The organism is Burkholderia sp. WSM2232, from assembly GCF_000472545.1.
Taxonomy (GTDB): Bacteria; Pseudomonadota; Gammaproteobacteria; order Burkholderiales; family Burkholderiaceae; genus Paraburkholderia.
Genome location: NZ_AWZV01000021.1, coordinates 99,113 through 114,579, shown reverse-complemented (window position 1 = coordinate 114,579; position 15,467 = coordinate 99,113). Strand labels below are relative to the sequence as shown.

Genomic DNA, 15,467 nt, shown 5'->3' with positions numbered 1-15,467 from the left:
TGCTTACTGACAGTTCTTGACAAGTCTCTGCACTGTGTTGAGCGAGGCTTCACTGTAGCGGCTTTGATGATCGGCGGCGCGTACGCGACGCGACGTTAGCCGTTTGGCCGAGTGTCGCTCAGACGCGCCCATCCGCACAATTCTTCCTCGCTGCTCGCGTTCGAATGGTTCGCCGCGCGAGTTTCAGGGAGGGCGTGATGACGATAAGAAGTTCATGGCTGCAAGCCGTGCAGGCAGGTATGCAGCGTTTCGCTGCCGGAATAGATGTGAGTTCGCAGGACGTCCGGCTCGTTGTGGTCAGTCGGCGTGCGCGTGCCAGCGCTTCGTTGCAGATCGAATATATGCGTACGGTGGCGCTGCCGGCCAATGCAATGGCCGGGATAGAGATTGCCGACCGTCAGGCACTTGCACGCGCGTTGCGCGACGCGTTTGCCGAGCTGCCGCATCTGTGCGCGACATCCGCATTGCGATGCGCGATGGCCGTGCCGGCGTCGGCGACGGTCATGGCCACCGTACCGCTCGCGCGCCTCGCGGCGCAGAGCGGTTGCGAGGAAGACGGCGGCCACGAACTCGCCGGGCTGGAACCGGCGGTCATGAGCGAAGTGGAGCGCATCGCGGGACTCGAGCGGCACGCACTGGCCGTCGACTGGTTCGTGGAAGAGCGCCCAACGCTGGTCCGCTCGGTGACTATTGCCGCTACGGGGCGTCAGCATCTCGAAGCGCGCATCGAATGTGCGGCGGCGGCGGGCATTTCTCTGACCGCTATCGACGGCGAGCCCCATGCCGCGCTGCGGGCCATGCGCTATGCGGCGGCTCGCGAACTCGATCCGCACGAACCGTATGTGGCGTTGTGGATCGGCGCGGACGGCGTTCAAGGCTGGCGTCTGGTAGACGACAGCATCTCAGCCGAAATGCGTTATCCCGCACCCGAGCATTCCGATCTCGCCGACGCATTGCGCGACCTCTTGCAAGGCCCCGAGTTCGATTGCGCGCTGGTGAGCGGCGAGCTGCATCTGCTCGAGGGTGTCGGCTTTTCCATCGCGGATATTGCGGACGTTCTGGGCTGCACCGTGTTGCCGTTCGAATGCGCCGCATTGGGCGGCGTCTCACGTCAGGTGAGCGATCCGCTGCTGCATGAACCGGCTGCCGCCGTCGCGTTCGGGTTGGCGTTGCGCGGGGTGCTCGAATGAGCGCGGCTCTTTTCGATGCCGGGCGTCTGAACGCAGCGGCGCAATTGCATGTCGCGCATGACTTGCGGCGGCTTCGCGCCGCGCGTGCGTTCGCGCCTGCGCCCGGCGGCTTCAATCTTCTGCCGCACAGGCAACGCAAGGCGGAGCTCGCGCGCCGCCGATGTCTCATTGCATGGGCTGCCGCAGCGCTCGCCGGTTGTCTCGCTGTGGGCGCCCTGGCCGGATACCAGGCGTTCGAAAAAGCGCGGCTCGATGCGCAGCGCGAGTCGGTCGAGCAAAAGCTTGCTCGACTTGCCGCGCCGTTGGCGGAGCATGCGCGCCTGTTGCACGCGCGCGACCAGCAGCGCGCTGACGCAGCGCGTGCAAAGCGTCTCGCCGAGCCACTCACCTATTTGCGCGATCTCCTCGACGCGCTCAGCTTCGAACCCGGCGACGGCGTGCTGTTGCAGCAGCTTCGCCAGCGCGACCATGAGACGGAACTGGTGGCGACTTCGCGGACGCATATCGACTCGGCGCAATGGCTCAAGCGCCTCGGCGCGATTCGCGGCGTGAAGCATGCGGAGATGAGCGAGTCGCATCACGCGTCGCCCAAGGCAAATGTGGATGGAGGCGCCGCTGGCGCAGTGCAATTCGGCGCTCGCCTGCACTGGGAGGGCGCGACGAAAAACGCGACCGCGAATGCGCCTTCGAGCGTATCGCCGAAAGCGGTTGCCGATTACACAGGAGTTTCGAAATGAGTACGACGTTTGCCGACTTTGGCGGCGCGCAACACGCAAGCCCTGTACTGGCGCAGTGGATCAGGCGTGCGCGAGCGCCGCTTCATACATGGAGCCTGCGTCGCCGCTGGGCTGTTGCGCTGGTGATTGCACTGGTGGTGTTCGGCCTCGGTGCGCATGGCTGGGTCGTCACCGATCTCGGCCGCGTGGAGGCAAGCCGCGCAGCACTGCATGCGAGCGTGCAGCGTCTCGCGAATGCAAAACGTGCGCTTGCCCAATTGCCCGCGCTTCGCCGGGAAGCCGACGCGGCAACCGGTGCGGGCGCGTTTGCTGCGGGTATGCCGGCGCAGTGGACGTCAGCGGACGACGTGCGTGTTGTCTCCGAACTTGCCGCGCAAAACGGCGTTCTGTTGCTCACAGTCGAGCCAGGTGCGGCCAGCGGCACGGGCGCTCACGGCGAGCGTCCGCTGCAACTCGCCGCGCGTACCGACTTTATTCACCTGATGTCGTTTCTGCGCGGACTGACGGAGCTACCGGTGCTGATGGTTCCCGTCGACGTCACGATCAAGCGGGATGGCGCGTCGCTCGGGGTAAGCGCCACGCTGCGCGTCTACAGCGGCCTGCACCCCGTGCCCGCAAGCCTTTCCGTGCAGGAGCTCGCCGACGCGAGCCTTGATTCGGAGGACGAAGAAGATGTCGTGTTCTTCGATCCGTTCTCGCCAGCCCAGATGCAGGCCACGCTCGATTCGCAGGGGCCCGCGCAACTGCGGCTCGTCGGACTGCTGCATGATCGCGCGCGCGGCCTTGCGTTGATCGACACGGCGGACGGCGCAACGACTGTGGCGTCCGGCCAGCAGATCGGAGACGAGCGCTTCACGCGCTTCGATACGTCCGGCATCACCCTTGCCAGGGGCGAGACGACCCGGACGCTCGCGCTTGCGGAGGCGTCCTGATGAGCATGACGAAGCTGTTGGGTGTTGGAGCTCGCGCGTCTGATCGCGCGGTGGTGGTAGCGGGCGTACGCCGGTGCGTCGGCATTGGGCTGTCAAGCCGGCTGTCCATTGGTATGCTGAGGGAGCGGCCGGCCGGTCCGCCGGTCGGTCTGTCGAGTGTGCTGTCCATGGGGCTGAATCTGTGCGTCTTTGTTGGTGCTGCGCTCGGCGGCAATGCCGCGCACGCCGCAATTCCATCGTTGCCGCCGTTGCCTGCCTACATGCCGTCCGACGAATCCGCGCTGACGTTCGACGCGCCGTACCTGGCAACGCCACTGCCGCGCACTGCGATTGCCGAAACGCCGAACCCGTTTCGCGACGATTCGTTGGACGACGCGACTGCTTTGCGAGGATCAACTGCCGCGGCACCGGACCCGACGCCAGCCGCTGACAGCCGCACAGACGATGCAACCGACCCGGCCGACGGTTCTGTTCCGCTCGCGCGGCAAGCTGGGGCCCGAAGCCTCGACGCCGCTGCGGCCTCCTCCGCGCTGGAAGGCCCGCCAGTGCCGCTGCCGCCGCTTGCGCGCCTGAGTGGCACGCCGAAAATTCCGGCGGACGCCATGCTCGCGGCTGACGACAAGCCGATCTCGCTGAACTTCCAGCGCGCCGAACTGGGCGCCGTGCTCAATGCGTTCGCGCAATTCACGGGCTTGAACATCGTCGCGAGCGAGAGGGTGCGTGGCTCGGTGTCATTGCGGCTCGACAAGGTGCCGTGGCGCGTCGCCTTCGACACGCTGCTGGACGTTCACGGCCTTGCGATGGAACGCCACGGCAACGTCGTCTGGGTCGCGCCAATCGCGGATCTGGCGGCGCGCGAGCGGCAACGCTTTGAGGCGCACGCGCGGGCGGCCGATCTGGAGCCGCTCGCGAGCCGCACGTTTCAGTTGCACTATGCCCGTGCCGAGGACGTGCGGCGCCTGTTGACCGGCTCCGGCAACCAGCGCGTGCTGTCAAAGCGTGGCGCGGTGACCGCCGATCCGCGCACCAATCTGCTGTTCGTCACTGATCTGGAAGGCCGCCTCGCGCAGATCGCCGCGTTGCTCGATTCTGTCGACCGGCCGACGCGTCAGGTTCTGATCGAGGCGCGCATCGTCGAAGGCGAGCATGGTTTTTCGCGCAACCTCGGCGTGCGGCTTTCGATGGCGGGCACCAGCGCCGACGGCAGCACGCGCGGCCTGAGCGGCGGCAAGGACGGTCTCGTCTACGATCTGTCGGCCCGGCCGATCGCAGGATTCGACGCCGCAACGGCGGGCCTGACGCTGTTTGCGGCGGGCGCCACGCGCCTTCTGAATATCGAACTGAGCGCGCTGGAGGCCGAGGGGCGCGGGCAGGTGGTTTCCAGTCCGCGGGTGGTCACAGCGGACCGGATGAAGGCCGTGGTCGAACAGGGCACCGAGCTGCCGTATCAGGCAAAGGTGGGGCAGGGAGTGTCGGGTGTCCAGTTCCGGCGCGCCACGCTGAAGCTGGAGGTCGAGCCGCAGATCATGCCGGACGGCCGCGTCGTGCTGGATCTCGACGTGGCCAAGGACAGCGTCGGCGAACAGACCGACGCCGGGCCCGCTATCAACACCAAACATGTGCAAACGCGCGTCGAGGTGGAAGATGGTGGTACGGTGTCGATCGGCGGAATCTACGCGACGGACGGCCGCGACGATGTGACCCGGGTGCCGGTCTTAGGCAAAATACCGGTTCTGGGCGCACTTTTCCGCCATCGGGCTCATCGGGACCAGCGCAGCGAACTGGCTGTTTTCATCACGCCGCGCGTCGTTCAGACGAATTAGGGGCACGCTTGCGCGGCGTGAATGCGGCGGCGCGCAGGCTCGACAAGGCAGCCGCTTTGCCAGTAAGCTGCGGCACGAACCATACCGGATTAGCCAGAGGACACCGTTGCAAGCGCGGGACGCACACGCCAATGTATTTTTTGTAGGGCTCATGGGGGCAGGAAAGACCACCGTGGGCCGGGCCATTGCGCGCCGTCTCGACCGCCCGTTCTTCGATTCGGACCATGAAATCGAAGCGCGCACAGGCGCACGCATTCCGGTGATCTTCGAGCTGGAAGGCGAAGCGGGCTTTCGCGAGCGCGAGGCGAGTGTCATTTCGGAGCTGACCGGGCGCGACAATATCGTGCTTGCAACGGGCGGCGGCGCCGTGCTGCGGCCGGAAAACCGCGCGGCGCTGCAAAGCCGCGGTGTGGTGATCTACCTGCGCGCGAATCCGCACGATCTGTGGCTGCGCACCCGGCGCGACAAGAATCGTCCGCTTCTGCAAACCGAAGACCCCAAAGCGCGCCTCGAGGCGCTTTATGAAGTGCGCGACCCGCTCTACCGGGAGTGCGCGCATTTCGTCATAGAAACAGGCCGGCCTTCGGTCAACGGACTCGTCAACATGGTTCTGATGCAGCTCGAGATGGCCGGCGTCGCCAAACATCCTGCGTGATAATGGGTCGTATGATTACCGTCAACGTCGAACTGGGCGAACGCGCCTACCCCATCCATATCGGTGCCGACCTGATCGGCCAGACCGCTTTGTTCGCGCCGCACATCGCCGGCAATTCGGTCACGATCGTCACCAACACCACGGTCGAGCCGCTTTATGGCGACACGCTGCGCGCGGCGCTCGCGCCGCTCGGCAAGCAGGTGTCCACGGTCGTGCTGCCGGACGGCGAGGCCTACAAGAACCTCCAAACGCTGAATCTGATTTTCGACGCGCTGCTCGGCTCGCGCGCCGACCGCAAGACCACGCTGATTGCGCTGGGCGGCGGTGTGATCGGCGACATGACGGGGTTCGCGGCCGCCTGCTACATGCGCGGCGTGCCGTTCATCCAGGTGCCGACCACGCTGCTCTCGCAGGTGGATTCGTCGGTGGGCGGCAAGACCGGCATCAATCATCCGCTCGGCAAGAACATGATCGGCGCGTTCTACCAGCCGCAAGCGGTGATCGCCGACATTGGCGCGCTGCGCACGCTGCCCGCGCGCGAACGGGCGGCGGGCATTGCCGAAGTCATCAAGACCGGCGCGATTGCGGACGCTGGCTTTTTCCGTTGGATAGAAGAAAACGTCGAGGCGCTCAATCGCTGCGAACCTGCGGCGCTTGCGGAGGCCGTCAAGCGCTCGTGCGAGATCAAGGCGTCGGTGGTCGCGCAGGACGAGCGCGAGGGCGGCCTGCGCGCCATTCTCAACTTCGGCCACACGTTCGGCCACGCGATTGAAGCCGGGCTCGGTTACGGCGAGTGGCTGCACGGCGAAGCGGTGGGCTGCGGGATGGTCATGGCGGCGGATCTCTCCGTGCGCTTGGGCTACCTGGACGAAGCGTCGCGCAAGCGGCTCGTCGACGTGATCGCTGCCGCGCATTTGCCGACTCGCGCGCCGGCGCTCGGCGAATCGCGTTACGTCGAACTCATGCAGGTCGACAAGAAAGCGGAAGCCGGAGCAATCAAATTCATTCTGCTGAAGCGTTTCGGTGAGACGCTCATCACCCAGGCGCCCGACGCCGAGGTGCACGCCACGCTGGCCGCCGCCGTCTGACAGGCGGCCCCACCAGCAGGCGCCGCGCACGGCGTCGCGCGGCGCCGCCCATGTTTCGGAGAACCCGGTGACAGACAGGCGCAGCGACGATGTAAATCAGCAACCCGCGGCAGGCACGGCGGCGCTCGGCGTGCCGACCCAAGAAGCGCTCGAAGCGCACCTCGCGCCGTATGCCGCGCATTCGGCGCACTCGCGCGGTCGCCGCTATCCCGAAGCGCCGCCGAGCGCCCGCACCGAATTCCAGCGCGACCGCGACCGCATCGTTCATTCGACGGCGTTCCGTCGGCTCGAATATAAAACGCAGGTGTTCGTGAACCACGAAGGCGACCTGTTTCGCACGCGTCTCACGCATAGCCTGGAAGTCGCGCAGATCGCACGGTCCGTCGCGCGCAATCTGCGTGTGAACGAAGACCTCGTGGAAGCCATTTCGCTCGCTCACGACCTCGGCCATACGCCTTTCGGGCACGCCGGGCAGGACGCGCTGAACGAATGCATGCGCGAGCACGGCGGCTTCGAGCACAATCTGCAAAGCCTTGCGGTGGTTGACGACCTGGAGGAACACTACGGCGCGTACAACGGCCTGAACCTGTGTTTCGAAACGCGCGAAGGCATTCTCAAGCACTGCTCGCGCGAGAATGCGCGGCGGCTCGGCGCATTGGGCGAGCGGTTTCTGGAAGGACGGCAGCCGTCTATCGAAGCGCAGATCGCGAACGTGGCCGATGAAATTGCCTACAACAATCACGACGTGGACGACGGCCTGCGCTCCGGGCTGCTCACGGTCGAGCAACTCGCCGAAGTCGACCTGTGGCAAACACACTACGAAACGGCGCGCCGCGATTTTCCGCACATAGAAGGCCGCAGGCTGATCCACGAGACGGTGCGGCGCATCATCAACACGCTGATCGTCGATCTGATCGGCACCACGCAGGCGAATCTCGTGCGCCATGCGCCCGATTCGCTCGAGGCCGTCCGCGCCGCGCCGGCGCTCGTCGCCCACAGCGAGCCGATTGCGGCTCAGGCGGCGGCTCTGAAACGGTTTCTTTTCAAGAACCTGTACCGCCACTACTGCGTGATGCGCATGGCAAACAAGGCGCGCCGGGTCGTCGTCGGTCTGTTCGACGCGTTCACCGACGATCCGCGGCTATTGCCGCCCAGCTACCAGTCGACCGATCCCGCGCTGCAACCGCGGCTGATCGCGCATTACATCGCTGGCATGACGGACCGGTACGCGCTGAAGGAGTATCAGCGGCTGTTCGTGATCGCCGACAACTGAGCGGAGCGGGGCCCGGGGCACAGTACATGGCGACGCGCATGCGCACCGCCCGCCACGCGCCGAGGCCGACGAGCACCGCCAGCGCGACCCATACGCGAGGCGTCGGCGACGCGCGGCAGCCGCGCACTATGCGCGCCGGCTGTCGAGGTGTCAGGGCAGCCGCCGCGCGTCGAGGCCCAGGGACACGCGCAGAGCCGCCGCACAACAGCCCCGGCGGGCATCCGTCGCGGCGATCGGCAGGCCGCCCGGCGTCGCTACAGTCACGACGCCAGGCAGCCCGATCGAGCTCAGGCCGCGGCGGCCAAACCGCGGCGCATTTTCAGCGCGCGCAAGGCTTACCGCCGTTGCGAACGTCAGCGCATGCGGTCAGCGCATGCGCGAGGCAAACAGCGCGCCTGCGATCAGCGCGACACCGCCGACGATCGCGAGCGTCTGCCACGGATTTTCATGCACGTAATCGTCGGCATCGGAAAGCGCCACGTTGGCGCGCTCGCGCACCGCCTCGCGGGTGTCATTCAAACGGGCGCGCGCGCTGTCCAGCTGCTTGCGCAGCTTGCCGCGCAGCGCAACGGCGTCGGCCTGCGTGCCGTCCGCCAGGGTGGATTCGAGTTCCGCCATCAGCGTGCGCAACTCGCCCGCAATGTCTTCGGCCGCGTGGCGGCCGTGTCGGGCAATACGTCGCGCACGGCGGCTCGTGCTGGTCCAGGATTCGCCGAGGGCGTCTCGCGTGTTTGGAAGTGCTGTCATGGTCGCTCCGTCGATGAGGGTGAAAAGGCCCACGTTCACGGTTGCGTTAAACCCATCGCAACGCAGGAAACACCAGCAGAACGCAACTTCGGTGCCAAACCATGGAGGCCCGGCACACGGCGGTTCGCGCCGGTTTTCCTCAGCGCATATTTGCACGAAGCGCGCTGCGCGTGGGTCAAATTTACAAACGCAGTACGAGGCGGCGCGTCGCATCGGTAAAGCCGGCACGCCGCCGCGTGGCGCGCACAAAAGAAAAAACGCCGCCATTGGATGAATGACGGCGTTGTTCAAGCCACGGAAATTCGACTACCCTAATCGGACGGCATCATTCGATCGCGCACCGGCAAAGGTGTTAGAAGCGGTAACCGATGTTGACGTAGGTAACGATCGGGTTCAGCTTGATCTTGGTTTGCGATTGCACGTTCAGCGTACCCACCGGCGTTCTCGCCTGCGTGTTGAGTTTGGCCGTCGTGCTAAGCGGCAGGTACGAGACCGACACGCCCGCGAACCAGTGCTGGTTGAACGAGTAACTGAAGCCCGCATTAAACACAGGCTCCCACGAACTATCCGTAGTGACGCTGGTCGGACCATGCAGAACGTTAGCTTCGAATGTGCCGTTCGTGATCTTCTCGTCGGTGAACCAGATACGGCTCACGCCGATACCGAGATACGGGCGGAAGGCCGCAGTCGGAGCGTTGAAGTAATACTTGAACAGCAGAGTCGGGCTCCACTGTTTCGCCTGGCCAATCTTGCCGAATTGTTCGAGGCTGCCGGTGCCGTTCAGGTCGAACGAAGGCGGATAGCCAACCACCAGTTCGGCGGCAATATGATCGGTGACAAAGTAGCCCGCTGTGATGCCGATCGTATCGGCGGAACTCAGCGTCGCTCCGGTGTTGGGTTCTACGATGTTGGTCGGGCTTCCGCCGATGCTCGTCACTCGCAGAGGCTGGCTGCTCGATTGAGGCGCAAGATGGAACCAGCCTGTTGAGATGGTAAAGCTACCGGCCGATTGTGCGTATGCTGCCGTTGTCATGCCGGCTAGCATCGCGGTCCCCACGACGGCCTGTTTTAATTTCATATGTGCTCCTCCAGAAAAGGCCCGCTCATTATGACCACAACGTTTGAAACTCACCATACGCGGCGATTAGAGCTTTCTCCCTAAGCTGCGCGCGCTTTCTGGCCTGGCCGCGCCGCGCCGAACCTCCGGCGCATGCGGTTCTTCGGACCTTCGGGTATGTACCAACGCGACTATCGGATACTTCAGCATGGCACGGCTTGCACGTCTTTATGTTCCTGACCAGCCGCAGCACGTCATCCTCCGCGGACTCGATCAGCAGCCTGCGTTCGTCGACGATCAGGACTATGAATTGTTCATCGACTGTTTGAAAGCGGCTTCTCGCGACCATCACTTGTCGATCCACGCTTATGCGCTCATGCCCGGTGCGGTGCAACTGCTCGTCACTCCCACGGAGGAGTCCAGCTTGCCCAAGGCAATGCAGGCAGTGGGGCGCCGCTACGTAGCGCACTTCAACCGCCGCTATGCGCGGCGCGGCACGCTTTGGGAAGGGCGCTATCGCGCGACCGTGATCGAGGGCGAGCGGTATTTTCTGCTGGCAAGCCGCGTCGTCGAAATGTGCCCGGTGCGCATGCAGCTCGTGAGCGCGCCGGAAGACTACCGGTGGTCGAGCTACCGGCACCATATCGGTCTAACGCTCGACAGTCTCATCACCGACCATCCGCTTTACTGGTCGCTCGGCAACACGCCGTTCGAGCGACAGCGCGCTTACCGCGAACTGTGCGAGCAGCCGCTCGACGAACGCGAGGCAAGCCAGCTTCAGCAGGCCACGTTAAAGGGCTGGGTGCTTGGCAGCGACACGTACCGCGAATGGGCGGCGCGCGCGGCGAACCGCCGCGTGTCTCCGCTGCCGCGAGGACGGCCGCGCAAGGTACGCGAGACGCCGCAGGCGCAATAAGCGATTCGAATCAGGAGTTTGTATTTCAAACGGCATTCCGGCATGCCGTTTTATTTTGCCCTTTTATGATATGGAACCAATAAAATGAGGCTGCGATGCACCAAATTGATAATTGGGGATCGAACACAACGTTTTATTTGCTATTCCATTGATTCGTCGCGTATATTCCGGATTCCGGCGTTTTTGATATGCGCTGCTCGCGCATCGGAAAGCGCCTTCGCCGTGGCGGGTGTGCACGTGCGGCAACAAAAAACGGTTTAACGGCCTGTCCGGCCCCTCACAGACGGTGTCCCCATGAACGATCACCAGCAACCGGCTCACCCGGTCCCCGCCGCGCAAGGGTTGTACGACCCGCAAAACGAACATGACGCCTGCGGCGTCGGCTTCGTTGCTCACATCAAGGGCAAGAAGAGCCACGAGATCATCGAGCAGGGCCTGAAGATTCTCGAGAACCTCGACCACCGGGGCGCCGTCGGCGCCGATCCGTTGATGGGCGACGGCGCCGGCATCCTGATTCAGATTCCGGACGGTTTCTATCGCGAGGAAATGGCGAAGCAGGGCGTGACCCTGCCGCCGTTCGGCGAATACGGCGTCGGCATGGTGTTCCTGCCGAAGGAACACGCGTCGCGGCTCGCCTGCGAGCAGGAACTCGAGCGCACGGTGAAGGCCGAAGGCCAGGTCGTGCTCGGCTGGCGCGACGTGCCGGTCGACCACACCATGCCGATCTCGCCCACCGTCAAGGCGAGCGAGCCACTGATCCGGCAGATTTTCATTGGCCGCGGTAAGGACATCATGGTGACCGACGCGCTCGAGCGGAAGCTGTACGTGATCCGCAAGACCGCGAGCCACCGCATCCAGGCGCTCAAGCTGAAGCACGGCAAGGAATACTTCGTGCCGTCCATGTCGGCGCGCACCGTGGTCTACAAGGGGCTGCTGCTGGCGGGCCAGGTTGGCGTGTATTACCGCGATCTGCAGGACGAGCGCACCGTCTCCGCGCTCGCGCTCGTGCACCAGCGCTTCTCGACCAACACGTTCCCTGCATGGGAACTGGCTCACCCGTACCGGATGATCGCCCACAACGGCGAAATCAACACCGTGAAGGGCAACGTGAACTGGCTGAACGCGCGTACCGGCGCGATCGCCTCGCACGTGCTCGGCGACGACCTGCCGAAGCTGTGGCCGCTCATTTATCCGGGCCAATCGGACACTGCCTCGTTCGACAACTGTCTCGAACTGCTGGTGATGGCCGGCTACCCGCTCGTCCACGCAATGATGATGATGATCCCGGAAGCCTGGGAACAGCACACGCTGATGGACGACAACCGCCGCGCGTTCTACGAATACCACGCCGCGATGATGGAGCCGTGGGACGGCCCCGCTGCCATCGCCTTCACCGACGGCCGGCAGATCGGCGCGACGCTCGACCGTAACGGCCTGCGTCCGGCGCGCTACATCGTCACGGACGACGACCTCGTCATCATGGCGTCGGAAGCGGGCACGCTGCCCATTCCGGAGTCGAAGATCGTCAAGAAGTGGCGTCTCCAGCCGGGCAAGATGTTCCTGATCGACATGGAACACGGCCGCATCATCGACGACAAGGAACTGAAGGACAACCTCGCGAACGCCAAGCCGTACAAGAGCTGGATCGACGCCGTGCGCATCAAGCTCGACGAGATCGAGGCGAAGGCCGAAGACGTCGCGACCGAGCGCCGCGAAGCCGCAGCTCTGCTGGATCGTCAGCAGGCGTTCGGCTACACGCAGGAAGACCTCAAGTTCCTGATGGCGCCGATGGCGCAAGCCGGCGAAGAGGCGGTCGGCTCGATGGGCAACGACTCGCCGCTCGCGGTCATGTCCAACAAGAACAAGACGCTCTACCACTACTTCAAGCAGTTGTTCGCGCAGGTCACGAACCCGCCGATCGACCCGATCCGCGAAAACATGGTGATGTCGCTGGTGTCGTTCATCGGCCCGAAGCCGAACCTGCTCGACACCAACAACATCAACCCGCCGATGCGTCTCGAAGTGTCGCAGCCTGTGCTCGACTTCAAGGACATTGCGAAGATCCGCGCAATCGATCAGTACACGGGCGGCAAGTTCAGCTCGTATGAACTGAACATCTGCTATCCGGTCGCCTGGGGCAAGGAAGGCATCGAGGCGCGCCTTGCGTCGCTGTGCGCGGAAGCCGTCGACGCGGTGAAGTCCGGCTACAACATGCTGATCGTGTCGGACCGCAAGACCGACCGCGACAATGTTGCAATTCCGGCGCTGCTCGCCACCGCCGCCATTCACACGCACCTCGTGCAGCAGGGCTTGCGCACGAGCACGGGTCTCGTCGTCGAAACGGGTTCCGCGCGTGAGACGCACCACTTCGCGCTGCTCGCGGGCTACGGCGCGGAAGCCGTGCATCCGTACCTGGCAATGGAAACGCTCGGCCAGCTCGCGGCCGGCCTGAAGGGCGACCTGTCGGCGGAGAAGGCGGTCTACAACTTCACGAAGGCGGTCGGCAAGGGCCTGCAGAAGGTCATGTCGAAGATGGGCATTTCGACCTACATGTCGTACACCGGCGCGCAGATTTTCGAAGCGGTGGGCCTCGCGGAAGACCTCGTGCAGAAGTACTTCAAGGGCACGTCGTCGAAGGTGGGCGGCGTTGGTCTGTTCGACGTGGCGGAAGAAGCGATCCGTCTGCACCGCGACGCGTTCGGCGAGAACCCGATTCTCTCGAACATGCTCGACGCGGGCGGCGAGTACGCCTACCGCGTGCGCGGCGAAGAACACATGTGGACGCCGGACGCAATCGCCAAGCTGCAACACTCGGCGCGCAGCAACTCGTATCAGACCTACAAGGAATACGCGCATCTGATCAACGACCAGACAAAGCGCCACATGACGTTCCGCGGCCTGTTCGAGTTCAGGCTCGACCCGGCCAAAGCGATTCCGCTCGACGAAGTGGAACCGGCGAAGGAAATCGTCAAGCGCTTCGCGACCGGCGCAATGTCGCTCGGCTCGATCAGCACGGAAGCGCACGCCACGCTGGCTGTCGCGATGAACCGCATTGGCGGCAAGTCGAACACCGGCGAAGGCGGCGAGGACGAAAACCGCTATCGCAACGAACTGCGCGGCATTCCGATCAAGAACGGCGACACGATGAAGTCCGTGATCGGCGACGAAGTGATTGTCGACATTCCGTTGAAGGAAGGCGATTCGCTGCGCTCTAAGATCAAGCAGGTTGCGTCCGGCCGCTTCGGCGTGACGGCGGAATACCTCGCCTCGGCCGACCAGATCCAGATCAAGATGGCGCAGGGCGCGAAGCCGGGCGAAGGCGGTCAGTTGCCGGGCCACAAGGTGTCGGACTACATCGGCAAGCTGCGTTACTCGGTGCCGGGCGTCGGTCTGATTTCGCCGCCGCCGCACCACGACATCTACTCGATTGAAGACCTGGCGCAACTGATTCACGACCTGAAGAACGCCAACCCGTCGGCTAGCGTGTCGGTGAAGCTCGTGTCGGAATCGGGCGTCGGCACGGTTGCCGCTGGTGTGGCCAAGGCCAAGGCGGATCACGTGGTAATCGCGGGCCATGACGGCGGCACCGGCGCGTCGCCGCTGTCGTCGATCAAGCATGCCGGCACGCCGTGGGAACTGGGTCTCGCCGAAACACAGCAGACGCTCGTGCTCAACCGGTTGCGCGGCCGTATCCGCGTGCAGGCGGACGGTCAGATGAAGACTGGCCGCGACGTGGTGATCGGCGCGCTGCTCGGCGCGGACGAGTTCGGCTTCGCGACGGCGCCGCTCGTCGTGGAAGGCTGCATCATGATGCGCAAGTGCCACCTGAACACGTGCCCGGTCGGCGTCGCGACGCAAGACCCGGTGCTGCGCGCCAAGTTCAAGGGACAGCCGGAGCACGTGGTGAACTTCTTCTTCTTTGTCGCGGAAGAAGCGCGCGAAATCATGGCGCAACTGGGCATCCGCAAGTTCGACGACCTGATCGGTCACGCCGAACTGCTCGACATGAAGAAGGGCGTGGAGCACTGGAAGGCGAAGGGCCTCGACTTCTCGCGCGTGTTCTATCAGCCGCAAGTGCCGGCCGAAGTGGCGCGCAAGCACGTGGAAGAGCAGGACCACGGTCTGGACCGCGCGCTCGACCATACGTTGATCGAAAAGGCGAAGGCGGCTATCGAGAAGGGCGAGCACGTCTCGTTCATCCAGCCGGTGCGCAACGTCAATCGTACGGTCGGCGCGATGCTGTCCGGCACGATTGCGAAGAAGTACGGCCACGACGGCCTGCCCGACGACACTATCCACATTCAGTTGAAGGGCACGGCGGGCCAGAGCTTCGGCGCGTTCCTCGCGAAGGGCATCACGCTGGATCTGGTCGGCGACGGCAACGACTACGTCGGCAAGGGCCTCTCGGGCGGGCGCATCATCATTCGTCCCACGAACGATTTCCGCGGCAAGTCGGAAGAGAACATCATCTGCGGCAACACGGTAATGTACGGCGCGATCGAAGGCGAGTCGTTCTTCCGCGGCGTGGCAGGCGAGCGCTTCTGCGTGCGTAACTCCGGCGCGACGGCGGTGGTCGAAGGCACAGGCGATCACGGCTGCGAATATATGACGGGCGGCACGGTGGTCGTGCTCGGCGAAACCGGCCGCAACTTCGCGGCGGGCATGTCGGGCGGCGTCGCGTATGTGTACGACCCGGACAACACGTTCGCGGGCAAGTGCAACAAGTCGATGGTCGCACTGGAGCCCGTGCTGCAACAGGCCGAACAGGAACGCACCGTCGACCGTGGCCTGTGGCATACCGGCACCACCGACGAAGCACTGCTCAAGGGTCTCGTCGAACGTCACTTCCAGTTCACGGGTTCGCCGCGTGCGAAAGCGCTGCTCGAAAACTGGGACGCGTCGCGCCGTCAATTCGTGAAGGTGTTCCCGACCGAATACAAGCGCGCGCTGGGCGAAATGGCCGCGAAGAAGGCGAACAAGGAAGTTCTCGCCGCCTGAGCAGTCAGCACGACGCCGCCACCCTTAGCCGTACCCGCCGCCGCTCGGCAA

The 15,467-nt window shown here is 64.4% G+C and carries 11 protein-coding genes; 9 read left to right on the top strand and 2 right to left on the bottom strand.

From position 1 onward, the window contains the following. Window positions 1-197: 197 nt before the first annotated feature. From pilM to F757_RS0120130, 7 genes are all read left to right on the top strand, one after another. The gene (pilM, locus tag F757_RS0120160; protein ID WP_027212969.1) at window positions 198-1,190 is read left to right on the top strand and encodes a type IV pilus biogenesis protein PilM; all 993 of its coding nucleotides are present in this window, start codon (window positions 198-200) and stop codon (window positions 1,188-1,190) included. Further along, complete coding sequence (locus tag F757_RS0120155) at window positions 1,187-1,927, top strand: hypothetical protein (RefSeq protein WP_027212968.1); 741 nt, start codon at window positions 1,187-1,189, stop codon at window positions 1,925-1,927. Before pilM ends, F757_RS0120155 begins: the two co-directional genes overlap by 4 nt. Beyond that, window positions 1,924-2,859 carry a type 4a pilus biogenesis protein PilO gene (gene pilO, locus F757_RS0120150; RefSeq protein WP_027212967.1) on the top strand — a complete coding sequence of 312 codons (936 nt, stop codon included), beginning with the start codon at window positions 1,924-1,926 and terminating at the stop codon, window positions 2,857-2,859. Before F757_RS0120155 ends, pilO begins: the two co-directional genes overlap by 4 nt. Continuing rightward, a complete protein-coding gene (locus tag F757_RS0120145; RefSeq protein ID WP_027212966.1) occupies window positions 2,859-4,682 on the top strand; it encodes a type IV pilus secretin PilQ in 1,824 nt (607 codons plus the stop codon). The genes pilO and F757_RS0120145 overlap by 1 nt, the downstream gene beginning before the upstream one ends. A gap of 106 nt (window positions 4,683-4,788) precedes the next feature. Next, a complete protein-coding gene (locus tag F757_RS0120140) occupies window positions 4,789-5,337 on the top strand; it encodes a shikimate kinase (RefSeq protein ID WP_013340712.1) in 549 nt (182 codons plus the stop codon). An 11-nt stretch (window positions 5,338-5,348) separates the two neighbouring features. After that, a complete protein-coding gene (gene aroB, locus F757_RS0120135) occupies window positions 5,349-6,425 on the top strand; it encodes a 3-dehydroquinate synthase (RefSeq protein ID WP_035467241.1) in 1,077 nt (358 codons plus the stop codon). A gap of 67 nt (window positions 6,426-6,492) precedes the next feature. Continuing rightward, window positions 6,493-7,698 carry a deoxyguanosinetriphosphate triphosphohydrolase gene (locus F757_RS0120130; protein WP_027212964.1) on the top strand — a complete coding sequence of 402 codons (1,206 nt, stop codon included), beginning with the start codon at window positions 6,493-6,495 and terminating at the stop codon, window positions 7,696-7,698. Between the two features lie 366 nt (window positions 7,699-8,064). On the opposite strand, the gene F757_RS0120125 is transcribed toward F757_RS0120130, so the two are convergent. Together F757_RS0120125 and F757_RS0120120 are read right to left on the bottom strand one after the other, a co-directional pair. Then, window positions 8,065-8,445: a DUF883 family protein gene (locus F757_RS0120125; protein ID WP_025601828.1), complete on the bottom strand. Its 381-nt coding sequence runs from the start codon at window positions 8,443-8,445 to the stop codon at window positions 8,065-8,067. Window positions 8,446-8,797: 352 nt separating this feature from the next. After that, window positions 8,798-9,523 carry an OmpW/AlkL family protein gene (locus F757_RS0120120; protein ID WP_027212963.1) on the bottom strand — a complete coding sequence of 242 codons (726 nt, stop codon included), beginning with the start codon at window positions 9,521-9,523 and terminating at the stop codon, window positions 8,798-8,800. 187 nt (window positions 9,524-9,710) lie between these two features. Between F757_RS0120120 and F757_RS0120115 the strand changes: the two genes are divergently transcribed. Together F757_RS0120115 and F757_RS0120110 are read left to right on the top strand one after the other, a co-directional pair. Continuing rightward, entirely contained in the window at window positions 9,711-10,418 is a 708-nt protein-coding gene (locus tag F757_RS0120115; RefSeq protein ID WP_013340707.1) for a transposase, read from the top strand. A gap of 294 nt (window positions 10,419-10,712) precedes the next feature. Next, entirely contained in the window at window positions 10,713-15,416 is a 4,704-nt protein-coding gene (locus tag F757_RS0120110; protein ID WP_027212962.1) for a glutamate synthase-related protein, read from the top strand. The last annotated feature ends 51 nt before the right edge of the window (window positions 15,417-15,467 follow it).

Excerpts from the sequence above, each read along its gene's own strand:
- pilM (WP_027212969.1), top strand. The coding sequence starts at position 198 with ATGACGATAAGAAGTTCATGGCTGCAAGCCGTGCAGGCAGGTATGCAG.
- F757_RS0120155 (WP_027212968.1), top strand. The coding sequence starts at position 1,187 with ATGAGCGCGGCTCTTTTCGATGCCGGGCGTCTGAACGCAGCGGCGCAA.
- pilO (WP_027212967.1), top strand. The coding sequence starts at position 1,924 with ATGAGTACGACGTTTGCCGACTTTGGCGGCGCGCAACACGCAAGCCCT.
- F757_RS0120145 (WP_027212966.1), top strand. The coding sequence starts at position 2,859 with ATGAGCATGACGAAGCTGTTGGGTGTTGGAGCTCGCGCGTCTGATCGC.
- aroB (WP_035467241.1), top strand. The coding sequence starts at position 5,349 with ATGATTACCGTCAACGTCGAACTGGGCGAACGCGCCTACCCCATCCAT.
- F757_RS0120125 (WP_025601828.1), bottom strand. The coding sequence starts at position 8,445 with ATGACAGCACTTCCAAACACGCGAGACGCCCTCGGCGAATCCTGGACC.
- F757_RS0120120 (WP_027212963.1), bottom strand. The coding sequence starts at position 9,523 with ATGAAATTAAAACAGGCCGTCGTGGGGACCGCGATGCTAGCCGGCATG.
- F757_RS0120115 (WP_013340707.1), top strand. The coding sequence starts at position 9,711 with ATGGCACGGCTTGCACGTCTTTATGTTCCTGACCAGCCGCAGCACGTC.
- F757_RS0120110 (WP_027212962.1), top strand. The coding sequence starts at position 10,713 with ATGAACGATCACCAGCAACCGGCTCACCCGGTCCCCGCCGCGCAAGGG.